At 67.6% G+C, this 21714-nt stretch carries 24 protein-coding genes and 3 tRNA genes; 15 read left to right on the top strand and 12 right to left on the bottom strand.

The genetic code is table 11. From position 1 onward, the window contains the following. Nucleotides 1–98: 98 nt before the first annotated feature. Nucleotides 99–1208 (bottom strand): tRNA dihydrouridine synthase DusB, encoded by a 1110-nt coding sequence (gene dusB, locus HII36_RS41545; protein WP_173528842.1) that lies wholly within the window; start codon nucleotides 1206–1208, stop codon nucleotides 99–101. Nucleotides 1209–1288: 80 nt separating this feature from the next. On the opposite strand from dusB, the gene HII36_RS41540 reads away from it, so the two are divergent. The 9 genes from HII36_RS41540 (at nucleotide 1289) to HII36_RS41500 (ending at nucleotide 5157) form a co-directional block, all read left to right on the top strand. Then, on the top strand, nucleotides 1289–1924 hold the full coding sequence (locus tag HII36_RS41540) for an ACT domain-containing protein (protein ID WP_173528841.1): 636 nt from the start codon (nucleotides 1289–1291) through the stop codon (nucleotides 1922–1924). Between the two features lie 49 nt (nucleotides 1925–1973). After that, nucleotides 1974–2045: transfer RNA gene (locus HII36_RS41535), tRNA-Gly, on the top strand. 15 nt (nucleotides 2046–2060) lie between these two features. Beyond that, nucleotides 2061–2134, top strand: a tRNA-Cys gene (locus HII36_RS41530). Nucleotide 2135: 1 nt separating this feature from the next. Further along, a tRNA-Val gene (locus HII36_RS41525) sits at nucleotides 2136–2207 on the top strand. Nucleotides 2208–2456: 249 nt separating this feature from the next. Next, the gene (locus HII36_RS41520; protein WP_173528840.1) at nucleotides 2457–2687 is read left to right on the top strand and encodes a hypothetical protein; all 231 of its coding nucleotides are present in this window, start codon (nucleotides 2457–2459) and stop codon (nucleotides 2685–2687) included. Further along, nucleotides 2662–3180: a DUF6879 family protein gene (locus HII36_RS41515; protein ID WP_173528839.1), complete on the top strand. Its 519-nt coding sequence runs from the start codon at nucleotides 2662–2664 to the stop codon at nucleotides 3178–3180. Before HII36_RS41520 ends, HII36_RS41515 begins: the two co-directional genes overlap by 26 nt. A gap of 47 nt (nucleotides 3181–3227) precedes the next feature. Further along, nucleotides 3228–4025: a helix-turn-helix domain-containing protein gene (locus HII36_RS41510; RefSeq protein ID WP_217370608.1), complete on the top strand. Its 798-nt coding sequence runs from the start codon at nucleotides 3228–3230 to the stop codon at nucleotides 4023–4025. Between the two features lie 59 nt (nucleotides 4026–4084). Beyond that, entirely contained in the window at nucleotides 4085–4534 is a 450-nt protein-coding gene (locus tag HII36_RS41505) for an aldehyde dehydrogenase family protein (RefSeq protein ID WP_173528837.1), read from the top strand. A 110-nt stretch (nucleotides 4535–4644) separates the two neighbouring features. Then, on the top strand, nucleotides 4645–5157 hold the full coding sequence (locus tag HII36_RS41500) for a hypothetical protein (protein ID WP_173528836.1): 513 nt from the start codon (nucleotides 4645–4647) through the stop codon (nucleotides 5155–5157). 237 nt (nucleotides 5158–5394) lie between these two features. On the opposite strand, the gene HII36_RS41495 is transcribed toward HII36_RS41500, so the two are convergent. The 6 genes from HII36_RS41495 to HII36_RS41470 form a co-directional block, all read right to left on the bottom strand. Further along, nucleotides 5395–6189, bottom strand: a complete 795-nt coding sequence (locus HII36_RS41495) for a hypothetical protein (protein ID WP_173528835.1) — start codon at nucleotides 6187–6189, stop codon at nucleotides 5395–5397. Continuing rightward, entirely contained in the window at nucleotides 6128–7042 is a 915-nt protein-coding gene (locus tag HII36_RS41490) for a hypothetical protein (RefSeq protein ID WP_173528834.1), read from the bottom strand. The genes HII36_RS41495 and HII36_RS41490 overlap by 62 nt, the downstream gene beginning before the upstream one ends. 444 nt (nucleotides 7043–7486) lie before the next feature. After that, a complete protein-coding gene (locus HII36_RS41485) occupies nucleotides 7487–8356 on the bottom strand; it encodes a N4-gp56 family major capsid protein (protein ID WP_173528833.1) in 870 nt (289 codons plus the stop codon). 34 nt (nucleotides 8357–8390) lie between these two features. Beyond that, nucleotides 8391–8570, bottom strand: coding sequence for a hypothetical protein (locus HII36_RS41480; protein WP_173528832.1), 180 nt, complete (start codon nucleotides 8568–8570; stop codon nucleotides 8391–8393). Nucleotides 8571–9402: 832 nt separating this feature from the next. Continuing rightward, nucleotides 9403–10662 (bottom strand): DUF3631 domain-containing protein, encoded by a 1260-nt coding sequence (locus tag HII36_RS41475; RefSeq protein WP_173528831.1) that lies wholly within the window; start codon nucleotides 10660–10662, stop codon nucleotides 9403–9405. A 162-nt stretch (nucleotides 10663–10824) separates the two neighbouring features. Beyond that, nucleotides 10825–10986, bottom strand: a complete 162-nt coding sequence (locus HII36_RS41470; RefSeq protein ID WP_173528830.1) for an excisionase family DNA-binding protein — start codon at nucleotides 10984–10986, stop codon at nucleotides 10825–10827. A 266-nt stretch (nucleotides 10987–11252) separates the two neighbouring features. Here HII36_RS41470 and HII36_RS41465 point away from each other — a divergent pair, with 266 nt between their 5' ends. Both HII36_RS41465 and HII36_RS41460 read left to right on the top strand, forming a co-directional pair. Then, nucleotides 11253–11840: a hypothetical protein gene (locus HII36_RS41465; RefSeq protein ID WP_173528829.1), complete on the top strand. Its 588-nt coding sequence runs from the start codon at nucleotides 11253–11255 to the stop codon at nucleotides 11838–11840. Between the two features lies 1 nt (nucleotide 11841). Further along, the gene (locus tag HII36_RS41460) at nucleotides 11842–13047 is read left to right on the top strand and encodes a tyrosine-type recombinase/integrase (RefSeq protein ID WP_173528828.1); all 1206 of its coding nucleotides are present in this window, start codon (nucleotides 11842–11844) and stop codon (nucleotides 13045–13047) included. Nucleotides 13048–13303: 256 nt separating this feature from the next. On the opposite strand, the gene HII36_RS41455 is transcribed toward HII36_RS41460, so the two are convergent. Then, nucleotides 13304–13852, bottom strand: coding sequence for a GNAT family N-acetyltransferase (locus HII36_RS41455; RefSeq protein WP_173528827.1), 549 nt, complete (start codon nucleotides 13850–13852; stop codon nucleotides 13304–13306). Nucleotides 13853–13936: 84 nt separating this feature from the next. On the opposite strand from HII36_RS41455, the gene HII36_RS41450 reads away from it, so the two are divergent. Together HII36_RS41450 and HII36_RS41445 are read left to right on the top strand one after the other, a co-directional pair. Then, nucleotides 13937–14800, top strand: a complete 864-nt coding sequence (locus HII36_RS41450; RefSeq protein ID WP_173528826.1) for a sulfotransferase family protein — start codon at nucleotides 13937–13939, stop codon at nucleotides 14798–14800. Then, nucleotides 14797–15981: a glycosyltransferase family 4 protein gene (locus tag HII36_RS41445; RefSeq protein ID WP_173528825.1), complete on the top strand. Its 1185-nt coding sequence runs from the start codon at nucleotides 14797–14799 to the stop codon at nucleotides 15979–15981. Before HII36_RS41450 ends, HII36_RS41445 begins: the two co-directional genes overlap by 4 nt. Nucleotides 15982–15984: 3 nt before the next feature. Here HII36_RS41445 and HII36_RS41440 read toward each other — a convergent pair whose 3' ends face one another. The 3 genes from HII36_RS41440 to HII36_RS41430 form a co-directional block, all read right to left on the bottom strand. Continuing rightward, entirely contained in the window at nucleotides 15985–16641 is a 657-nt protein-coding gene (locus HII36_RS41440) for a S1 family peptidase (RefSeq protein ID WP_173528824.1), read from the bottom strand. 80 nt (nucleotides 16642–16721) lie between these two features. Then, a complete protein-coding gene (locus HII36_RS41435; RefSeq protein ID WP_173528823.1) occupies nucleotides 16722–18107 on the bottom strand; it encodes an ATP-grasp domain-containing protein in 1386 nt (461 codons plus the stop codon). 107 nt (nucleotides 18108–18214) lie between these two features. Then, nucleotides 18215–18766: a hypothetical protein gene (locus tag HII36_RS41430; protein ID WP_173528822.1), complete on the bottom strand. Its 552-nt coding sequence runs from the start codon at nucleotides 18764–18766 to the stop codon at nucleotides 18215–18217. Between the two features lie 95 nt (nucleotides 18767–18861). Between HII36_RS41430 and HII36_RS41425 the strand changes: the two genes are divergently transcribed. Further along, nucleotides 18862–19920, top strand: a complete 1059-nt coding sequence (locus HII36_RS41425) for a WD40/YVTN/BNR-like repeat-containing protein (protein ID WP_173528821.1) — start codon at nucleotides 18862–18864, stop codon at nucleotides 19918–19920. 231 nt (nucleotides 19921–20151) lie between these two features. Here HII36_RS41425 and HII36_RS41420 read toward each other — a convergent pair whose 3' ends face one another. Beyond that, the gene (locus HII36_RS41420) at nucleotides 20152–20781 is read right to left on the bottom strand and encodes an alpha-ketoglutarate-dependent dioxygenase AlkB (RefSeq protein ID WP_173528820.1); all 630 of its coding nucleotides are present in this window, start codon (nucleotides 20779–20781) and stop codon (nucleotides 20152–20154) included. 124 nt (nucleotides 20782–20905) lie between these two features. On the opposite strand from HII36_RS41420, the gene HII36_RS41415 reads away from it, so the two are divergent. Next, nucleotides 20906–21676, top strand: a complete 771-nt coding sequence (locus tag HII36_RS41415; protein WP_173528819.1) for a VOC family protein — start codon at nucleotides 20906–20908, stop codon at nucleotides 21674–21676. The last annotated feature ends 38 nt before the right edge of the window (nucleotides 21677–21714 follow it).

Raw genomic sequence — 21714 nt, 5'->3', positions numbered from 1 at the left:
GCCTGCCACCCCCGCCGGCCCGCATTGACCCGCCTGACCCTCCTGACCTGCAGGCCGCCTCCTCAGGCCCGCGCTCGCCCGCGGGCCGCCGCGGCCGGCTAGCCGCCGGATATATCCGACTCGCCCTCTTCGTCCACGACGCCGTCGTACGGGTCGTCCAGCCACCCGTCCGGCAGCAGCACCTTGGCCCGCTCACCCGACTTGCCGCGCGGCGTGTCGGTGTTGGGCGGCCACGGCTGGTCGTGGTCGAGCTTGGCGAGCCCGGCCCGCAGCCCGTCGAGGGATTCGGCGGTGGCCAACTCGCGCCGCAGTTCCGCGCCCACCGTGAAGCCCTTCAGGTACCACCCGACGTGCTTGCGGAAGTCCGCGATCGCGTAACGCTCCTGGTCGAAACAGCCGGTCAGCCCCTCGGCGTGGCGGAACATCACCTCGGCCACCTCGCCCAGCGTGGGCCTGGCCCGCTCCTGGCTGCCGTTGAAGGCGTTCTCCAGGTCGCGGAACAACCACGGCCGGCCCAGGCAGCCGCGCCCGACGACCACGCCGTCGCAGCCGGTGCTCGCCACCATGCGCAGCGCGTCGTCGGCGCACCAGATGTCGCCGTTGCCCAGCACCGGGATCTCCGGCACGGCCTCCTTCAGCCGGGCGATGGCCGGCCAGTCGGCCACCCCGCCGTAGTGCTGCTTGGCGGTGCGCGCGTGCAGCGCGATCGCCGCGACCCCCTCCTCAACCGCGATGCGGCCGGCGTCGAGGTAGGTCAGGTGATCGTCGTCGATGCCCTTGCGCATCTTCATCGTCACCGGCAGCGCGCCCGCGTTCGCGACCGCCTGCCGCAGGATCCGCCGCAGCAGATTCCGCTTGTACGGCAGCGCGGACCCGCCCCCGCGCCTGGTCACCTTCGGCACCGGGCAGCCGAAGTTCAGGTCGATGTGATCGGCCAGATCCTCCTCGGCGATCATCTTGACCGCCCGGCCCACGATGTCGGGGTCGACCCCGTACAGCTGGATGCTGCGCGGCGTCTCGGACTCCGCGAACCTGATCATCCGCAGCGTCTTCGGGTTCCGCTCGACCAGCGCCCTGGTCGTGATCATCTCGCACACGAACAGCCCGGCGCCCTGCTCGCGGCAGAGCACCCGGAACGGCGCGTTCGTGATGCCCGCCATCGGCGCCAGCACCACCGGCGGCCACACCCCGATCGGCCCAATCTTCATTCCGTCAGTTGTAGCGCAGCTCCGGTCATGACCGGTATTCGCGGATAGGCTGGGCCTGGCATCTACTGGGGAGGGGATAGATGCTGATTCGTATGCGCATCGCGCTGCCCGACAGGCCGGGTTCCCTGGCCCAGGTCACCAAGGTCCTCGGCACGGCGGGCGCCGACATCACCCAGGTGACCGTGCTCGACCGGGGCGCGGGCATGGCCGTCGACGACATCACCGTCTTCTGCCCCGAGGGCACGCCCAGGCAGAGCCTGGTCGACGGGCTCGAATCCGTGCCGGACGTGCGGGTCGACGGCGTCTGGACGACCCGCGAAGCCCCCGGCACCTACCCGGAGCTGGAGATTCTCAAGTACATCACCACGGCGGGCGACCGGGCGCTGACCACGCTCATCGACTCGCTGCCGGTGCTGTTCAGCGCCGACTGGGCGGCCACGCTCGCCGACGGCGCCCCGCTCTACGCCAGCTGGCGCGCGCCGCGGAACCTCGTGCTGCCGGGCGAGACGCCGTCCAGGCCGGCGGCGGCCACGCTGGAGGGCGGCCTGCACGTCATCCACGCCCCGCTGCCGCCCCTGGCCCTCGCCCTGGTGCTGGCCCGCGCCGAGGGCCCGGCCTTCCACCGCACCGAGGTGCACCGCCTCACCAGGATTCTGGAGATCTTCCTCAGCCTGCCCGCGACGGAACGCAGCGTCGCTCGTCAACTGCGCAAGTAGGCACGCGTGAGCATCTGGTCGAAAAACCCGCTAGAGTTAGGCACGCAACGCGGAAGTGGCTCAGTGGTAGAGCATCACCTTGCCAAGGTGAGGGTCGCGGGTTCGAATCCCGTCTTCCGCTCGGAGAGGTCGACTCGGTGGAGTGGCCGAGAGGCGAGGCAGCGGCCTGCAAAGCCGTCCACACGGGTTCAAATCCCGTCTCCACCTCCAAGGACGATTAGCTCAGCGGGAGAGCGCTTCCCTGACACGGAAGAGGTCACTGGTTCAATCCCAGTATCGTCCACCGCGCTCCATAGCAGATCAGGTCTGACCTGGTCAAACAGGAGTTAAAGCCCCAGCTCGCGGCACATGCCGGGAGTCTGGGGCTTCTTGTTGTTCCGGGTTGATCATGGTTGTTGTCAGCACCGGTACTGACGTTGTGCTGACCCCGTGACAGACGCTTCTCCAAGCGAGGGGTTGACGTAGCTGCGACCTGGGCCGACGATCGCGGAGTCGAGCAAAGTACGGCAAAGCTCCAGCGGAGGTAGCGATCATGAAGTTGACGTTCCTGGGCAAGGAGACGACCGGGGATCAGTCCCCAACCCTGTACGCCACCGACCGGGGCACCATCGTGGTGCAAGGATGGAAGATCACAGACCTCGAAGCCCTCGAAACCCTCAAGGACGTACCCGACCACGAAACGTTCTTGGAGGTTCCCAGGGAACTGATGCGGCACCTACCCAAGGAGTGGCTCGACCATGGAGACGCAGCGCCTAACCCGTGACGACTTCCGGGCGCTGTGGCTCAGGCGTCGGCGAGCCTTCCATCTGGAGATGAGGGACTCCTACGGCGTCGAGGACGAAGAGGGACCGTTCCGCAGGTGGCTCCTGGGCGAAACGGACGACTACCAGTGGCACCAGTCCTGGTTGTCCTTCGCCCGGAGGTCCACCCGCCGAGGCACCGTCATCCAGCGGGCCCGGATCGTGACCGAGCCCTTGAGCGACTACATCCAATGGGCCATGACCATCGATCCCCAGAACATCGAGGCAGGCGAGGACATCCGCTATCTGCCCCGGCACCAGGCCGCCGACATCCATCTGCCCGAAGAGGACTACTGGCTGCTCGACGAGGACACCTTGGTCCTCAGCTTGTTCATGCCGGACGGCTCCTCAGGAGGCTTCGGCCTGGTCTCTGATCCCGGCCTGCTGCAGCAATGCCGCACGGTGCGAGACCAGGTGTGGGCGAGGGCTATCCCCTACGCTCAGTACGTCGCGTAGCCGCTCCAGTGTCTACGCCAGCGCAGAAGGCACGCGAGGCACTCGGCGTGCGCCTGAGGGACATCCGCAGGGATGCCGGACTGTCGGGCGTCGAGCTGGCCGCCCTGGCGGGCTGGCACTCCTCCAAGGTCTCCCGCATCGAGTACGGCAAGCGCAACGCCTCCGAGGACGATCTACGGGTGTGGTGCCAGCACTGCCACACAGAAGATCAGCTAGCCGACTTGGTGGCCACGCTCCGCTCCATCGAGACCATGTACGTGGAATGGAGAAGACAACTCGGCGTCGGAACGCGCAAGCGTCAGCGTGACCGGCTGACGATGGAAGCCGAAACGAGTTTGTTTCGTATGTTCGAGACGTTCTACATACCCGGGCTCTTCCAGACTCCCGAGTACGCCGGCTCGGTGATGACCAGCGTCGTGGAGTTACTGCGCGTACCCAATGACGTGGCCCAAGGGGTCCAAGCCCGGATGGAGCGTCGGCACATCCTCTTCCGGAAGAAGCATCGCTTCCATGCGGTGATCTGCGAGGTGGCCCTCAGCGCAGGTGTCGTACCCCCCGACGTGATCCCGGGCCAACTCGATCAACTCCTTCGTGACATGGAGTTGCCCACGGTGAGGCTGGGTGTCATCCCCACCACAGCCCGCCACAAGGCACTGCCCTTGACGGGTTTCTGGATCCTGGATCGACGCGTGGTCCAGATCGAGACCCTTGCCGCCAGCCTGGCCCTGAGCCAACCTCACGAGGTCGCGCTGTACGAGCGAGCTTTTGAGCAGCTCGCGGCGTCAGCCGTGTACGGAGCCAAGGCCAAGGCACTCATCCAAGAGGCGCGTGCGCGGCTGAGTTAGTGCGGCAAAGAGCGGCAAACGCCTTGGATGCCGAGATCCATCGCTCCTAGCGTCGAGGCATGACCCTCACGCACACAACCGCAACCGCTGAGGACGTGCTCGGGGAACCCGTGTCCGAAGAGGTAGCCGAAGCCCAGAGCGCCGCCCTGGACCGCGTTCTCGCCCTGCTGGAGGCCGATGGCGTCAACGCCCAGTTGATCAGGCGTGTTTGGATCGAGGCGAAGACGAACGGCTCGGGCGTGCAGAAACGATGGCATCCCCCACAACTCGTCATCTACTCAGACGGCGGGTGGAGAGTCGCCACCGTGGCCATCGGCCCCCGCTCCGGCGCATACACCGTCGAACTGGCACAGGTCGGTCCTGACAATCAGCCGTTGCCGGATCGGATCGAAGTGGTTCCCGCGGGCAAGGCGCACCGGGTGGCACGGCTGATCACCCAGAACAAGACGTATCAGCATGGCCGCCTTCGTGAGGCTCCTCGTGTGATCCCCGGTGGCAGGGCATCGTGAGCGGCCCAGCCCCGACGACAACCGCGACCCGCTTCCGCTACCCGTACGTGATCGGCTGGACAGGGGAGGCTCAGGGTCCTCCGCTGAAGTGGGTACCGCGTTGTGGCGGGTTGCGGCTGAGCTACGTCGTGCCGCATCGCGACGACGTTCGTCACGGGGTCCTTCGCCTGCGCCAGGGGCAGAACCGCGCGGGGCGGCCCGATTTCAGGACGGTCAACACGCTGCGGCAGTGGCGCGCCATGGACAAGCGGTTGTGCCAGGTGTGCGCGCGGTCGGCGGTGGATCGGGAGACGGGGCGGATATGGTGGCTGCTCTCCAACGACGGGTGTGGCGGCGACGGCTACACCAACGCCCCGCCCACCTGCCGGGCTTGCATCCCGGAGGCGATCTCGCAGTGCTCGCACCTGCGGCGCAACGCGGCCGTCTTCACCGTGGGCGACTGCTCACCGTACGGGGTGCGCGCGGATCTGTTTGTTCCTTACCTGCCGCCGCTGGTGCCGTTCGAGAGGAACGCCGTGGTCAGGTTCGACGACTACGACATGCACCACGCCCTCGCTCGGGAGCTGCTGGTGCGACTACATGACGTGCAGCCGGCCGTGACGGAAGGTGATGCGGCTGCCTGACACAGCCCCGGCCGGAAGGCCTGGAGGATGACTTCGCCGGGGTGTAGACGCCCTGGAATCCTTCCTCTCCGGGTCCGGGGTCCTGGCCGTCCTTTGTGCCTCTCCACGGGTGGGACAGCCAGGGCTCCTCACCGGCCGGGCAGCCGGTACGTCACTGATTTCACGTACGGCGGCTTTCGAGGGGCACGTACACGTACCGGCCCCCGCCGAAGCGGGGGCCTGAACGTCAGGCACGGATTAGGCAGCTGCCTCGGGCGCCGGGAACAGCGTCTCGGCGTTGCCCTTGGCGCGGGTCCTGCGAGGGGTCTTGGCCTTGACCGTCGCAGCGGGCTCGGGAGCGTTGGCGATGGCCTGAGCTGCCATCATCGACTTGAGGATGTCCTGAAGCATCTCGGCACCGGCCGGAGAGGACAGGAACGCCCTCACGGCGTCCTCCGAAACGGCGGGCTCCTCGATGGCCTGCTCTGCCAGCTCAGGCTCAGGAGCCATCTCAGGCTCCGGCGTGACGCTCTGGGCAGCGTCGATCTCGTCCCACTCATCATCACTCAGGAAGGGCAGGAAGGCGGGAGTCTCGGCCATCGGAACAGCATCCTCCCTGATGGCGGCAAGCTCGGAGGGCTCCTCCGCAACGATCTCCGGGGCCACCTCCAGGTCGAGTTCGTTCGTTTCTTCGACGGGCGAAGAGTCAACGTAGATGTAGCGCATGCTCGGACGGCCCCCGGTGCCCTTGGCACTGTGCCCCTTGATGACTTCGATCGTGTCGAGCTGGGCCACGATCTCCCGGAGATCGGCCGCCTTGATGTTGAGTGTCCGGTAGATCTCGGTGGCCGTGCGGCCAGCGTCCCCGGCCTCCCGTACGAAGTTCTCCACCTTCACGGCCAAGCTGGCGTCCTCCGAAGCCTCAGCTTCCGGCAGCACGTAGGCGATGGTTTCGATGGAGTAGCAGACCAACGCCAGGGCGGCGTCAAAGTCACGCTCGCTGATCTCGTCCCGCCGCTCTGACAGGGCGAACAGCCCGGCCAGACGGATCATGTAGGGCCATGGCCCGTTCGGCGTACTGGCTCATGGCCTCAGTCGAAATCATGGCTTCCACGATCGGCCGGTGCTTGGCCTCGAACACACGGGCCACGTGCCCCGGCACGGTCACCGTATCCACCTGACGGGCGTAGTCGCCAGCCTGTCGCAGCGCACGCGCGGCCTGCCGGATGGCCTCGTGGGCGTCGGAGGACTCGAACACGGGCAGGGTCTTGGACTGCTGCACCCATACGGGCAGGAGACGGTTCCAGGTCCCTCCGGTGGCGTCCTTGCCGCCCGCCACCGCTGCCCAGTTGCGCGGCTGTACGTGCATGATCAGGCCAAGGTGCGGACGCCTCACGCGCAGGTCATCCACCTTGGTCTTGTGGGCGATGGTCTGGGCGTCGAACGCCTTGCGGAGGTAGACGCCCACCTTGGCATCCCGGCGCGCGTTGGACAGCAGCGCGTCTCCCTCCTCCTCGATAAACCAGACCGGGTTGGCCAGGGTGCCCTCTGCACGGTCGGCCAGCTCCGTGATGAACCCCAGGCCGGTGGCCGGAAGCCCTTCCACCACGCTCTCCTCCCCGAAGGTGGCGAACGCAGACTCGATCACACGGCGGGCGATGCCTGTAGCGGTGCCCTTCCTGCCAACCCCGCTACGACCGACCAGGACGCCCCACAGTGCCAGCGGGGAGGAACCCTTGCCCGTCTCCACGGTCGGCCCGTAGCCGATGTAGGCGCTGTAGGCCGACATGAGGGAGACCATGACACCGACCTTGGACCCTTCGGTGTAGGGGTCGAGTGCATCAGTGATGCGGCCGAACAGCCCGTGGAACGCCTCGTTGGAGATGACAGGAGCGTTGCTCTGCATGGCTTGATAGCCTTCCCTTGGTGGCCCTGAAGCGCGTGACTTGGCGGTTGTGACGCTTCAGGGCTGTCCTGTGTCCGAAGCTGGTTTCTCTGTCCCGAGTTTGTTCGTTAACTCGGTTGAAGCGGAGCCAGCGCCGAGAAAGCTAGCCATTCAAGTTTTGTCTGTCAACACAAAACTACGAAACCCCAGGAAAGTCGGTGTTTGTTAGTTCGGCGCCCGCACCCTGGGGTAATGCACTTTGGTTGAGTCTATGGACCCCGCCAGGGGGTACCGTCCTCCGACCAGGTACGAGTCTGGGTTCTTATGAATAGCGTCAGAACAAAGCGACAAGCTGCTCGCATCCCCTTTTCTGAGGATGGAAAAATTGATTACCACAGGAGCCGCGAAGGATCTAAATAAGAAACCCCGCATCCTGGGGGAGGATGCGGGGTTATCGGTTAGCGGCTAGCTTTCCGATGCGATAATGAGGGCTTCCGGTCGGATGACCTTCGCGCCGGCCACATGCAGGCCGCGCACCACATCACCAAACTTGGTCGGGTGTCGGATGGCTTCGAGCTTGCTCAACTGGTCGCCATAGGTGGTGGCGATTGGGGAGCCAACAATCATGTTCACGCCGGTGGGCATGTGCGGCGTCACCGCGACGGTGAAACCGGCAAGGCTTCCAATGACACCATTCTGGATCGGCTCGGCACTGCCGTAGCTCGACGCAATGAACTTGTCGTGCTTAAGGATGAGCGCCTTCACCTCCGGCCTCACGACGGCAAAACGCCCCTTGACCGGCACATCCGCGTTGTCCAGCACAACGCCATAGTCCACCAGGGCGTTGAAGGGATCGCCCGGACTGGAGCCGGTAGCCTTGAAGATCTTCTTGTTGTCTGCGAGAGCCCCGGCCACCATTTTGGTTCCCACGTACGAATCTGCTGCAACCTTCAGCGCCTGCATGGATTCCAGAGTGGCGGCATAGATGGGGTGGGGCTTGTCGGTCCCGGCCTGGGCCTGCTGTACGGCGTCCACATCATCGAGAATGAACGCGAACGCCTTGCCGTGGTCGATGGCGAGTGTCTGCCTATCGGTGTCCAGCAGCTCCGGTAGCACGTCGGCGTTCCGGGTGTAGCCCACCACGGCCGGACGAACCAGCGAGTTGATGTGCACCTGATCGCCAGGGCCGGCGATGTCCCCTTCATAGTCACGGTTGGTGCAGAGGTCGGATCCCAAAACCAGCTCTTCATGCAGGGGCGCCATGAGGAGTGCCGCCCAGACCTCCGGGATAAACGAACTGATCTGCGTGTTGCCCGCAGCGGGAAATATTGCCAAAGTCAATCCTCTCTAGAAAAATATGCTTGCAAGGTTAGCTGTGGACGATGTAGCCGACCGGCCGATAGATCAACTCAAGGCCAAGCTCAGGGTTGATGATGTGGCCCAGCTCAGGACGAAACTCGGCGTTGTATGCATCGGCCTTGAGGAAAGTCTCCAAATCATCAAAGCTCCAGACTTCAAGGTCGGCCTCTGTGTTTATGGCATAGCTCATCGAATAGTCCTTCCGTGAGTAGGGTGCGAGTGAAGGCGTATCGATAGCGCCTCTCACTCTTAATTACTGTGCCGACGCTGCCCACCATTGCGGGTGATCGGCGAACCACTGGTGTTGCCTGAGGTCAGGAGGAACAATTTCCAGGCACGTCAGGCCCTCATATGGCCCTCCATGGCCGCCGAGATAGGTTTCCTGCTTGCCAACGGTGTAGCAATTCTCTTTGAACTCCCAGACATGCAAAAGATGCCAACTCCGGTCGCCGAACTCCCACCAATCCCAGTCGCCATCAGAACGCTTTCTGGACCGCCTTGAGGCCAGACTTGGGTCATGGGATATCGCCGCCTTTACACGGGCCCGTGCGTCGCTCTCAGCGCCGCCACGAGCCATTGCAGCAGCCACGCCGAACCACTCTGCAGAGCAATACCGCTTCTCGCCCCAGGAGAGTTCGTTGACTTTCCCGCAGCGGGAGCACCGCTGATAAGAGCGTTGACGGGCCTTCATGTACGCGGCCCGGTACGCCCTCTCATGCTCGGTACAGCAGTAGGCCGGGTAGCGGCCCCGGCGCTTGGGATAGATGAACGCCCGCCCACATGGCGGGTACTGACAGCCGAGCCGGACAGTGGCCCCAGGCGGTGACGTTGTGTATTCGGGTTCGCCGTCCAGGCTGCTGTGATGAGCCCGGCCGGGACGGTGTGGTGCACCATGGCTGCCGCGCTTCGTGTTGGTCGTCGAGGTCGTGATGTTGCCTCCCGATCCGCCCATAGGCGCTTAGTACAGGGGGAATGAGAGTGCCCCGACCACAGCAGACCGGGGCACTCCGAGACGGCCGGGGTTATGCGAAAGGGTCCTTCGCAAATGGATCATTCGCTATCCGGTACGTGCCGCCCGTGGCCTCTTCCGGCGTAGCGGATGTAGCCCCTGTATCGCTTTCAGAGAAGAGGTCGGGGGCATAGCGCTTCCAGGCCGCGACGAAATCGCCTCGCTCATAGCCCTTGAGATTCCTCGCCTGCTGGCTGCCATAGACCGGCACACGCAGTTGCTTCGAGCCGATGCCGTAAGGCTTCAGCTTGGCTGCCAGCTTCCGGTCACTGATGCCCCACTCCCGCCAAGGCGTGATGTCCAAGCCGGGCCACTCATCCGTCTGCGGTCCCGTGATCGCCTCTATGACCTCCTTGGACGTCACCCGATCACGGTCGTAATAGGCGAACACGTAGAACATGGCCTTGAGCAGTTCGAGACTCGGATCCTCCGTGCCGAATGCCTCTTCGACGCCTGTCACGTAGGCGTAGGCATCTCGTACGCGAGAAGGCCAATCCCCGCCCGCATAGTCGGCCAACGCCACCAACGCCTCCCACCGCTGGGTCGATCGGCCGTGGTGCCCACCGAGCAGCTCCAAGTCCCTGGGCAACCGGTCGATCAGGTCGAGCAGCGGCGAACGAACGCCAGCCTCCCAATCGGCATCCATCGCCGACCGCCAGTCGCGGAACAACTCGGCGGTCTCCTCAACCCGTGTCTTGTCGGCCCGACGACGATAAGGGAAGACCCTCGCATCGTCCTCGGCAGTGGCCGGCATCATCGTCACCGCGATACTCCGGGACGCCACCGCCCCGGCCATGGTCCCGTTGTCGATGCCGCACAGCACCAACGGTGCGAACACCCGGAACTCTCTGGCGTCCCAGTCTCCACCGTCGCCTCCCGGAACTGAGACCTGAGTCTTGCCGTCCTGTTCCCAACCTGTATTGATCAGCGCTACGAGAGAGCTGTTGTCACTCTTGAAAAGCTGATCCACTTCATCAATTCCCAAGGTCAACGGATCATCAGCGGCCTTGTCCAAGCTCCGGAACAACGCTGACGGGGTAGTCCCCGCGATCATCCGCCCGCCCTTGGACATCTCGGTCACCAGCCGCAGCACCACCGACTTACCGGCCCCCGGCAGCGCCGAATTAACTATCAATCGGGGGGAGGCGTTGACCGCCTTGGGGATGTAGGTGTGCGCGATCCACAACGTCACGATTGTTGAGGCGTGTTCATGGGGCCACACGATGAACCTTGCCAATGTCTCCTCCGCCGCCTCTAACGCAGTGGCCAGCAAGCGGCTCGGGTCCTCCCTCTCTGGCAGGTCCTCTACAGGCGCTACATCCGCTACGTGAACTTCGGGCTGGTCCAACCCGACGGCACCTCTCTGCTCTGCTTCGAAGGGTCGCTCTGCTTCAAAGGGTCGTCGTCGTGTCATTACCTGTCTCCTGTCGTCCGCTCATCGATTCACGGCCTGGTGCTCTAGCCAGGTCTCCACATTCCGCTCCCTGAACCTCAGGTAGCGGCCCACGCGGTAGCCCTTCAGGCCCCAGTCCTTCCACCGGTCGTAGACCGTGCTCTTGGGCACGCCCAGATAGGCGGCCACCTCCTCCACACTCATCAGCCGGTTACTGCCACCGCTGGCCAATCGCTCTCCTCTCCCATGTGCGGGCGCGCTTCGCTCACGAGCTGGTATCGCTCGTGTCTCGTGTCCGCTGTGCAGTTGTCAAAGGCATGCCCGTGACCGCCCTGGCCTGGCGTGACCTGGCAGCCCTTCCCTGCCCGGAGCGGCGGACACACGCAAGCCTGCGCAATAAATGTGCTGTTTGTCAATACACCTATATAGGTGGCTTGCTAAACACAACACTTAGCCCCTAAGTTGATCGCATGACAGAACACACCGACGACCCCCAGGCGGGCGGCAGCCAGGCCACTGCACAGGTCGGCCCATGGCTGGTCACCTACATTTGGGCCGACGATGCGGCGCAGGGCGGCCCCATGGAACTGTCGATCAAGCCTGCTCCCGGTGCCGACCCGGCAGAACTGGCGCGCGGGATCACCACGAGCACGCTGCGCGCGATACCACTCGCGCAGGCGATCGAGGGCCGGAAGAAGCTCCAGACGGTGAATCAGCAGCGGCACAACTTCGTCCTGCACACCGCAATACGTGAAATCAGACGGATGGTAGAGGAGGACCCTCGGCCTGGCAGCCGGGGGCGACCAGATCTGTTCTACGTGATGGTCGCCTTCGCCTACGCCATCCAGGCGCTTCGTTCCAAGAGTCCCGTCATCGCGCTCGCACAAGCCGCCGACGCCGACCGGCGGACCGCCGAGAACTGGATTCGCCTGGCCAGAGAGCGGGGCACGCTCAGCCCTCCGACGCCGGGCATGCCGGGCGGAACGTGGACCCCCAAGGCTGAACAAGCTCTCGCCGACTACGTTGCCCAGCCGAAGGAAGACGAGGGAACTAACTAACGTGGCCAGCCTGATCAAGAAGTGCGAGTGCGCCGACGCCAAGGCCGGGCGCAAGCTCAACCTCCGCAGCACCGACGACCGTAAGACCGCCGAACGCCTCTGGGGCAAGTGCGAACACTCCTGGGTGGTTCGCTACCGACTCGGCGGACGCGGCACCAAGCAACAGGAGCAGTCCTACCCACACACAATGAAGAAGGACGCAGAAGCCTTCATCCTGGAGATCAAGTCCGACAAGGTAAGCGGCTTACGCCGAGTCATCGACCCCAAAGCCGGGAAGGTCGTCTTCTCCGACTACGCCGACAAATGGCTCGCCGGACGCGTACTCAAGCCCAACACCTTGGAGCGATACCGCTCCTACCTCCGCAACCACATCAAACCCGCCCTCGGCCACCTCAAGCTCAGCGCCATAAAGCGCCAGCAAGTCAAAGACCTCATCGCCAAGATGCGGACAGACGGCTACGCCCCCAGCACGATCAACGGCTGCTACGCCGTACTCAACTCCGTGCTAGAGGAAGCCGTACGAGACAAGCTGCTCACCGACTCCCCATGCACCGAGATCGAACTCCCCTCGGCCGTCGGGAAGAAGGACTTCTACGTCCCCACCTGGGCGCAGATCACCAAGCTGGCCGACGCCATGCCGAAAGACTGGGCGGCGGCCATCTGGCTCATGGCCGGATGCGGCCTACGCATCGGCGAAGCACTCGCCTTCAACGAAGACTGCCTCCTCTTCGGCGGCCGGAGAATCCGGATCTCCCAGCAGGTCACCCAGAAACACGGCCTCGGCCCACTCAAGCATCGCGAGGAAGGCGAATACCGAGACTCCCCACTCCCACCCTTCGTCAACGCCGTCATCACCTCACACCTCAACACGCACGGGACCAACCCAGACGGCTACCTCTTCCGGGGGCGTAAGAACCCGTACGTGAACCACGAGGTGTTTCGGGTCAAGTTCAAGGCCGCCCTGAAGGTGGCGGGCATGCCAGAGGACTTCACTATCCACGGCCTCCGCCACGCCTACGCCTCCATGCAACTCTCCCAGGGCATCCCCATCACGGACCTGTCCCACTGGCTCGGCCACAAGGACATCAACGAGACCTACAAGACCTACGCCCACCTACTGGAGGAGGCATGGGATCGTGCCCTTGAGGTCATGGAAGCGGCCTACCAGAAGGCCATCACGCCCGTTAAAGATCGCGCGGCGTGCTGACCATGTACTGACTTCAGGAGGCCCTAATGGGCTATCTACCAGGCGCTTTTGCTCTCCGATGGCACATTCCCAGTATCGTCCACCAGGTAGTCGGCAACACGAAAGCCCCAGCTCACGGTCATGACCGCGGGTCTGGGGCTTCTTGCCGTCCGGGCCGGCGACGGCTTTGCCGTCCAGACCGGCCGATGGTTTTGCCGTCCGGGCTGGCCGATGGCGCGGGCCGGGCAGAGGCCCGCGCGCCACGGACGGCAGGCGGTCAGATCGCCGGCAGCGACGGGTCGGAAGTCCAGGGTTCCGGCGCGGTGATGGACCAGCGCTCGTGGTCGCGCCAGGCGCCGTCGATGTAGAGGTAGGCCGGCGAGAGCCCTTCGCAACGGAAGCCCAGGCGCTCGGCCACGGCCAGCGACGCCTTGTTCCCCGGCTGGATGTTGGCCTCCAGCCGGTGCAGCCGCAGGTCGGTGAAGGCGTGCCGGAGCGTGAGCCGGAGCCCCTCGGTGATGTAACCCCGCCCGGCGGACGGCGCGAAGGCCGCGTAGCCGAGTGACGCGCCCTGGTAGCGGCCCCGGATGATCGAGTTGATGTTGACCATGCCGGCGGCCGCGCCGGTCTCCTTGATCCGGATCAGGAAGCCCAGGTTGGCGCCGTCGTCGAAGCGGCGCATCCAGGCCTGGAACTCCTCGGCGGTGGCGGGCAGCTGCATCCAGGGCTGGTGCAGTTCGGTGCTGGCCCGGACGAGCGAGCAGAACTCGTCCTGGTCGGAAAGGGTGAGCGGGCGCAGTTCCACCCGAGATGGCATTTCGGACATGGAGCAACGTTAAGGCCTGTTGATCCATGCCCCTTTACTTCTTTGCCAGGGAACTACCAGGAACGGTATGTAGGCTCCCTCCGCATGAACTGGCAGCGCAAAGTCAACAAAGCGCTGGTCAGGTTCACCGGATTCCAGATCAGGCGGGTGGAGAGGAACGGGCCGCCCGTTCCCCGGGTGACCCCCGCGCCCGAGGCGGAGATCAGACCGCCCGCGGATCCGCTGGCCGACCGGCTGCTCGAAGCGCCTGTATTCATCCTCTCCCCGGTGCGGTCGGGCTCCACGCTGCTGCGGGCGCTGATGAACGCCCACTCCGCCTTCCACGCGCCGCACGAACTGCACGTACGGCGGCTGCGCGTCGAATGCGGCACCGCCCTGGCCACCAGGGCGATGGCCGCGCTCGGCCACAACCAGGCCGACCTGGAGCACCTGCTCTGGGACCGGGTGCTGCACCGGGAACTGGTACGCAGCGGCAAACGGTTCATCGTGGACAAGACGCCGGCCAACGCCTTCGCCTACCAGCGCATCGCCACCTGCTGGCCGGACGCCAGGTTCGTCTTCCTGCTGCGGCATCCGGCGTCCATCGCGACCTCCTGGCACGAGGCCAGCCCGGACAAGCGCACCCCCGAGGAGGCGGCGCTCGACGCGTTGCGTTACATGAAGGCGGTGCAGCGGGCCCGCGCGGCGCTGCCCGGCCTGACGGTCAGGTACGAGGACCTGAGCACCGACCCCGAGCGCGTCACCAGGGAGATCTGCACGTTCCTGGACGTGCCGTGGGAGCCGGACATGCTCTCCTACGGCGAACAGTCCGTGCTGGAGAAGGGGCTCGGCGACTGGCGGGAGAAGATCCGCTCGGGCAGCGTCCAGCCGGCCCGCGCGCTGCCCGACCCGGTGACCGTGCCCGATGTGCTCAAGCCCATGTGCCGCAGCTGGGGGTACCTCCGGTGAGGATCCGCTACGTGATGCTGCACGCGTACGGGATGGGCGGCACCATCCGCACGGTGGTCAACCAGGCGAACGCGATGGCGTCCGCCGGGCACGAGGTCGAGATCGTCAGCGTGGTGCGGCGGCGCGACCACCCGCAGTTCCGGCTGCATCCGGGGGTCTCCCTGCGCACGCTGGTCGACCAGCGCGGCGGCCGGCTGCCGGACTCCATCGGACGGCGGGCGTGGCGCCGGGTGCGCGGGAAGATCGTGCCGCGCGGCGAGTTCGCCGCCGACTACTTCACCGAACGCGTCGAGCGGGCCGCGATGGACTACATGGCGAGCTTGCGTGACGGCATCCTCGTGACGACCAGGCCCGCGCTGAACCTCATCTCGGCCCGGCGTACCCCGAAGAGCGTGATCCGGGTGGCGCAGGAGCACATGAACCTGGCCGCCTACCCCGACACGATCAGGCGCGAGATCGCCCGCTACTACGGCAGGTTCGACGCGGTCACCGTGCTGACCAGGACCAACCAGCTCGAATACCGCCGGCTGCTGCCCGGCACGCCCGTGACGGTGATCCCGAACGCGGTGCACAAGGTGGAGCAGGAGCATTCGCGCCAGGAGAACCCGGTCGTGGTGGCCGCCGGGCGGCTGGTGCCGCAGAAGGGGTTCGACCTGCTCATCGCCGCGTTCGCGCAGGTGGCGGCCGAGCACCCGGACTGGCGGCTGCGGATCTTCGGCACCGGGCCGCGCCGCTCGCAGCTCACCGGGCTGGTCGAGCAGTTCGGGCTGGGCGAGCACGTGAGCCTGCCGGGACGTACCGAACGGCTGGAGACGGAGCTGGCCGAGGCGTCGGTGTACGCGCTCAGCTCCCGCTTCGAGGGCCTGCCGATGGTGATGATCGAGGCGATGACGCACGCGCTGCCCGTGGTCGCCTTCGACTGCCCCACCGGGCCCAGGGACGTGCTGACCGACGGCGCAGACGGCGTCCTGGTGCCGCCCAGGGACGTGGACGCACTGGCCGCGGCGCTCAACCGGGTCATCGCCGACCGGGACGCCCGGGTGCGCATGGGCGCCGCGGCCGCGGTGACCGCGCGCGCCTACGCGCCGGAACGGGTGATGCCGCTGTGGGAGGAACTGTTCGGCGCGCTGCTCAACGGCGAACGCGTCGGCGACGGCTTCCAGCCCGGCCCCGCCTCATGACGGTCAGGAGGCCAGCAGCGTGAGCCCGAAAGCCTGCAGGATCGGCGTGATGGGCTGGTAGAAGCTGCGGCCGCCGGTGGTGCAGTTGCCGGAGAAGCCGACCAGCAGCCCCTGCACGTGCCCGTTCCACATCAGCGGCCCGCCCCGGTCGCCCGGCTCGGCGCAGACGTTGGTCTCGATCAGCCCGTACACGGTGCCCTGCGGGTAGTTCACCACGGCGTTGCGGCGCAGCAGCGTGCCGCAGTGCCAGCCGGTGGTGCTGCCCGAGCGGCAGACGGTGGCGCCGACCGGGGCCTGCTGCGCGCCGCGCACCGCGATCTCGCCGCCGCGCCCGTCGTTGACGACGCCGCGCGGGACCCAGTTCGCGTTCACCGCGACCCAGCCCATGTTGCTGCCGGGGAAGACCGCGCCGCGTACCGTGCCCTGCGCCACCCGGTTGAACCCGGCCACGGCGCTGCCGGTCGATCCGCAGTCGCCGGTGGTGACGTAGCCTCCCCTGACGGCGGCGCCGATCGTGCACCGCGTGGCTCCGGTGTAGTAGGCGTCCCCGCCGCGCACGGAGTACGCGGCCGCGTGGCGGGCGTGCGCGGGGACAGGCAGGAGCCAGGTGCACAGCAGGAGGAGGGCGACGAGCAACGGGAGGTCTCTCCTCAGCGCCATGCCCCGACCATACGGCGGCCGTCCCGCTCGGGCAACGGCCGCGTCCGGCGGGCGGCGTTCGGCTGGGTGGCGGGTGCCGGTCAGTCGTCATGCCGCAGCGGCGGCTCGTCCCACGCCTCCAGTCCGAGTGCTCTGATCCGCTCGGCCGTCTCACCGGGCGGAACGGGGGTGGTCACGTGCAGCACGAGGTCGAAGGGGGTGACGGTGAATCCGGCGCCGTCGTCGAGCCGGTACCACCGGTCCTCCGTCATCAGCGCCCGGACGAGCTCCGGCACCCGTGCCGCCGGGGCGGCCACGCACTCGCCGTACGGGTCGCGCAGGGCGAGACGGGTCACGCCCGCGGCCTTGACCAGCAGGTCCACGGCGATGGCGTAGGCGGTGACGACCTCGTCGAACCGCTGCCCGGTCAGCGTCACGCCGTCGAAGGACGCGCCGATGTCCGTGGCGGAGTCCCACGCGTCCGGTCCGGAGAAGCCCTTGTGGATCTGCAGGCCGTACCCGGCGGTGCGCAGGGCGCGCATGAGGATGGCCGGGTCGGCGTGCCGCGGCCAGTCGCTGACCTGGCCGTCGCCCACCTCCACCACCCGCCAGGCGCCGTCGTGCCTGCGCATGAGGTCGGTGGTGACGAACCGGGCCCGCAGCGCGCGGACCCTCGAACGAATCGCGGCCAGCTTGCGCGGCGGCCCGATCGGATCGCCAGGCTCGACCGGTTCGACAGGCTCGATCGGTACGCCAGGCCCGATCGGATCGCCAGGCTCGACCGGTTCGCCAGGCTTGCCCGGCTCGGCTGACTCGTCCGGCTCGTGCGGCTCGTCCGGGTGCGGGCCGGTGTAGAACGGTTCGCCGTCCAGCCACCAGATCCTGAGCTGGGGCCCGCGCAGCCGTTCGTACTCGCGGATGACCAGCCCGCCGGTCAGATCCTCGCCCTGCAGGTCGAGGAAGCGGGCGGTCACCCGCTCCAGCGCGGCCAGGTCCGGGGCGTAGCACGCCTGCGCCCACTCGTGCTTGCGCGACTTGACGTAGTCCTTCACCACGTACGCGCCGGGCCGCAGCCCGCCCGTCAGCCTCCGCAGCCGGTTGGCGTCCGGCGCAGGCTCGCCGGGACTCATAGGCACGACCGCGCTCCTGGGCGTCAGTCCGCCCAGCGTGGCGAGCCACCCGGGCAGCTCGTGCGCGGTCCGGTACGCGGGTGCCTCGGTGGCGAGCCGGCAGCCGCGGGCGGCCAGCGCCGACTCCAGCTCCCGGTACCGCTCGACGCCCACCATCCACCCGCGATACCAGGCCGGGCCGAACCCCTCGGGCACGCGTGACACCGCCTCCGCGACGCGCCCCGCGAGCAGGGCGTCGTGGTCGATCAGCGCCGGTGCCCCGCCCAGCTCGCGGAGTGCCGCGGCCTCGGCGGCGAAGTGCGGATCGACGCGCCCAGGACGCAGCGGATCGGCGCACATCAGCAAGCCCATGGTCATGCGCGGCACCCTAGCCGCGCCGGACAGGCGGCAGCATCCGGATATCCGCCTCGCTGCTCCATCCGCATGGGAACACACTTTCCAATCTTGTGCGCCGTTCGCGCCGTTCAAAGGTGGCCATCGTGGCCGAGGTCGTCGTCTTCCATCACGCCCAGCGCCGCACCCCCGCAGCTCATCCGGTACGCCGACAAGCTGCGGCGGGCCGAGCACACCGTACACACGCCCGACCTGTACGACGACCGGACCTTCGACACCCTGGCGGCCGGTCTGGCGTACTTCACGCGGATCGGCTTCGACGAGTTGCTCGACCGGGGCACCCGGGCCGTCGCCGACCTGCCGGCCGGCCTGGTCCATGCCGGGTTCTCGCTTGGCGTGCTCAACGCGCAGAAGCCGGCCCAGACTCGTCCGGGCGCGCCCGGCGCGGCGCTGGTGTCGGCGTGTGTCCCGCCGCTGGCCTTCGGGGTGTCACCGGCTTTCGGGTCGCCGTCAACCCTTGGGTCGTGGCCGACCCTTGGATCGTCGTCGGCCTTCGGATCGTCGTCGGCCTTCGGGGCGCCGTCGACCTTTGGGGCGTCACCGGTCTTCGGGGCGTGGCCGGCTGGGGTGCCGGTGCGGATCCACGCGCGGCGGCCACCGCGCTGCCGCTCCGCGACACGCAAGAGTTCCTCGACGGCCGCTGGCCCCCGACCGTCCGGCGACGAATCCAGATCTTCCGGGCATGGACGGTGATGATCGGTTGGGCTAGGTTCCCGGCATGAAGCTTCGTCATGCCTTGACGGCCCTGACAGCGGGCTGTCTGCTGGCCGTACCGCTCCCCGCACACGCCGACACCCCGCGGCTGGCCTGGGAGCTCAAGGACACCGGGGTGACCGCCCGGTTCCGCGGCCTCGCCCCGGTCAGCAGGGACGTGGTCTGGGCCGCCGGCACCGGCGGGACCGTGTTGCGTACCGTCGACGGCGGCCGTACCTGGCAGAACGTCTCACCGCCCGGCACCGCCGCGCTCCAGTTCCGCGACGTCGAGGCGTTCGACGCGCGCCGGGCGGTGGTGCTGTCGATCGGCGAAGGTACCGACTCGCGCGTCTACCGCACCGAGGACGGCGGCCGCACCTGGGCCGAGACGTTCAGGAACGACGAGCCCCGGGCCTTCTACGACTGCATGGCGTTCTTCGACCGGCGGCACGGGCTGGCCATGAGCGACCCGGTGGACGGCAAGTTCAGGATCCTGTCCACCGGCGACGGCGGACGCACCTGGCAGGTGCTGCCGTCGGAGGGCATGCCGGCCGCGCTGCCCGGTGAGGCGGGGTTCGCGGCCAGCGGTCAGTGCCTGGTGACGTCGGGCGGCAGGGACGTCTGGCTGGCCAGCGGCGGCGCCGAGCGCTCGCGCGTGTTCCACTCCGGCGACCGTGGCCGCACCTGGACCGTGGCCGACACCCCGATCCCGGCCGGCGACCCGGCGCGCGGCGTGTTCGCGCTGGCCTTCCGCGACCGGCACCGGGGCATCGCGGTCGGCGGCGACTACCGGCCCGACCAGCAGTCGCCCAGCGCGGGCGCGGTCTCCAGGGACGGCGGCGCGAGCTGGCGCGCCGCCGCTGCGCCGCCGCCCGCCTACCGGTCGGGGGTGACCTGGCTGCCGCACCTGCCGTTCGCGGCGATCGCCGTCGGCCCGTCGGGCAGCGACGTGACGTACACGGCGGGTGGAAGCTGGCGGACCTTCGACGGCGGGTCGTTCGACACCGTCTCGTGCACGCCGGACCTGAGCTGCTGGGCCTCGGGCGAGCAGGGCCGCATCGCCAAGCTCACCCTGCACAGGTAACCCCTCACACCGGCCGCGCGGCATTCGCCGCAGATCGCCGCGCGGCGCGGGCGGTTCGGCAGACGCCGGGTGGCCGGTCCAGAGACCGTGACGCGACCGGATCGGCGGACGCCGCACGGCCGGTCCAGAGACCGTGACGCGACCGGGTCAGCGAACGCCGCGCGGCCGGTCCGGAACCCGAGACGCGATCGGGCGCCGCACAGCCGGTCCGGAGACCGTGACGCGGCCTGGTCAGCGGACGCCGCGTGGTCGGAACTGGATGCTGATGCGCGGTCCGGCCGGCCGGGCCGTCTTCGGCACCGCGTGTTCCCACGTGCGCTGACAGCTCCCGCCCATCACGATCAGGTCGCCGTGCCCCAGGTCGTGCCTGATCGAGTGGCCACCGCCGCGCGGGCGCAGCAGCAGCGGGCGCGGCGTGCCGACCGAGATGATCGCGACCATGGTGTCCTCCGTGCCACCCCGGCCGATCGTGTCGCCGTGCCAGGCCACGCTGTCGCGGCCGTCACGATAGAAGCACAGGCCGGCGGTGCGGAACGGCTCGCCGAGCTCCTCCCCGTAGTGCCGGTTGAGCGCGCTCATGGCCTCGCCGAGCACCGGGTCGGGCAGTTCCTCACCCTCATCGTAGAACTTCAGCAGCCGGGGCACGTCGACCACCCGGTCGTACATGCGCCGCCGCTCGGCGCGCCAGGGCACGCCGCCAGCGAGCCGCTGGAACAGGGTGTCGGCCCCGCCCAGCCAGCCGCGCCGCAGGTCGATCCAGGCCCCGCGGTCGAGGTACGTCCTGCGCACGCTCGCCCCCAGCGGGCCGACGCCGAGCTCGTCGGCCAGGCCGAGCAGAGATGCTTGGAAAACGCCGGTCATGACCTCGACTATAGGGCATCCTTCAAACACGTATTCGATTGCGGCTTGGGTCTGCACCGGCTGGGGAGCGCGTGCGAGGCTGGGACGGGAGGCCGCGCCCGGCTTCGCCAGGAAGGAGCATGCCATGCTCACCACCTCGTACGTTCCCGGCTCGGTCTGCTGGATCGACGCCGTCACCCCCGACCTGGAGGCGACCACGGCCTTCTACACGGGGCTGTTCGGCTGGACCGCCGTCTCGCTCGGCCCCGAGCACCACGACTACCGCCTCTGCCAGGTCGACGGCAGGACGGTCGCGGGCATCGGACGTCTCGGCGACACGACGCCCGGCCCGCTCTGGCTGGTCTACTTCCAGACCCCCGACGCCGACGCCGTCGCCAAGGCGGTCGAACAGGCCGGCGGCACCGTGCACGCGCCGCCCTACGACATCCCGGGCCAGGGCCGCATGGCGACATTCGCCGACACAGCGGGCGCGACGTTCGCGGTGTGGCAGCCGGGCGAGAACGCCGGGCTCGGCCAGGTGACCGAGCCGCCCTCGCTGAGCTGGGTCGAGCTGCACGTGGCGGAGCCCGCCGCGGTGCGCGGCTTCTACCGGTCGGTCCTCGACTGGACGATCACCGACATGCCGATGGGCGACATGACCTACCCGGTGGTCAGCCCGGCGAACGGCGACGAGTCGTCGTCGCTGGCCGGGATCGTCGAGCTCCAGGTCGGCGAGGAGGTGCCGCACTGGCTGCCGTACTTCGAGGTGACCGACTGCGACGCGACCACGGCCCTGGCGCAGCAGCTCGGCGGCCTGGTGCGGGCGCCCGCGACATCGGTCGACGGCGTCGGGCGCTTCGCGGTGCTGTCGGACCCGCACGGCATCCGCTTCGCGGTGATCACCAGCGCGACCTGACGACCGCGACACCCCACCGACCGCCCAAGGCCCGCCCC

Source organism: Nonomuraea antri, from assembly GCF_013283785.1.
Lineage (GTDB): Bacteria > Actinomycetota > Actinomycetes > Streptosporangiales > Streptosporangiaceae > Nonomuraea > Nonomuraea antri.
This window is presented reverse-complemented; position numbering and strand designations above follow the sequence as displayed.

What these genes read in the sequence shown, in the direction of transcription:
- HII36_RS41455 (WP_173528827.1), bottom strand. Translation starts at nt 13,852, where the DNA reads ATGTCCGAAATGCCATCTCGGGTGGAACTGCGCCCGCTCACCCTTTCC.
- HII36_RS41540 (WP_173528841.1), top strand. Translation starts at nt 1,289, where the DNA reads ATGCTGATTCGTATGCGCATCGCGCTGCCCGACAGGCCGGGTTCCCTG.
- HII36_RS41420 (WP_173528820.1), bottom strand. Translation starts at nt 20,781, where the DNA reads ATGACCGGCGTTTTCCAAGCATCTCTGCTCGGCCTGGCCGACGAGCTC.
- HII36_RS41520 (WP_173528840.1), top strand. Translation starts at nt 2,457, where the DNA reads ATGAAGTTGACGTTCCTGGGCAAGGAGACGACCGGGGATCAGTCCCCA.
- dusB (WP_173528842.1), bottom strand. Translation starts at nt 1,208, where the DNA reads ATGAAGATTGGGCCGATCGGGGTGTGGCCGCCGGTGGTGCTGGCGCCG.
- HII36_RS41470 (WP_173528830.1), bottom strand. Translation starts at nt 10,986, where the DNA reads ATGAGTGTGGAGGAGGTGGCCGCCTATCTGGGCGTGCCCAAGAGCACG.
- HII36_RS41465 (WP_173528829.1), top strand. Translation starts at nt 11,253, where the DNA reads ATGACAGAACACACCGACGACCCCCAGGCGGGCGGCAGCCAGGCCACT.
- HII36_RS41450 (WP_173528826.1), top strand. Translation starts at nt 13,937, where the DNA reads ATGAACTGGCAGCGCAAAGTCAACAAAGCGCTGGTCAGGTTCACCGGA.
- HII36_RS41515 (WP_173528839.1), top strand. Translation starts at nt 2,662, where the DNA reads ATGGAGACGCAGCGCCTAACCCGTGACGACTTCCGGGCGCTGTGGCTC.
- HII36_RS41490 (WP_173528834.1), bottom strand. Translation starts at nt 7,042, where the DNA reads ATGCAGAGCAACGCTCCTGTCATCTCCAACGAGGCGTTCCACGGGCTG.
- HII36_RS41415 (WP_173528819.1), top strand. Translation starts at nt 20,906, where the DNA reads ATGCTCACCACCTCGTACGTTCCCGGCTCGGTCTGCTGGATCGACGCC.
- HII36_RS41505 (WP_173528837.1), top strand. Translation starts at nt 4,085, where the DNA reads ATGACCCTCACGCACACAACCGCAACCGCTGAGGACGTGCTCGGGGAA.
- HII36_RS41435 (WP_173528823.1), bottom strand. Translation starts at nt 18,107, where the DNA reads ATGACCATGGGCTTGCTGATGTGCGCCGATCCGCTGCGTCCTGGGCGC.
- HII36_RS41425 (WP_173528821.1), top strand. Translation starts at nt 18,862, where the DNA reads ATGAAGCTTCGTCATGCCTTGACGGCCCTGACAGCGGGCTGTCTGCTG.
- HII36_RS41495 (WP_173528835.1), bottom strand. Translation starts at nt 6,189, where the DNA reads ATGATCCGTCTGGCCGGGCTGTTCGCCCTGTCAGAGCGGCGGGACGAG.
- HII36_RS41480 (WP_173528832.1), bottom strand. Translation starts at nt 8,570, where the DNA reads ATGAGCTATGCCATAAACACAGAGGCCGACCTTGAAGTCTGGAGCTTT.
- HII36_RS41440 (WP_173528824.1), bottom strand. Translation starts at nt 16,641, where the DNA reads ATGGCGCTGAGGAGAGACCTCCCGTTGCTCGTCGCCCTCCTCCTGCTG.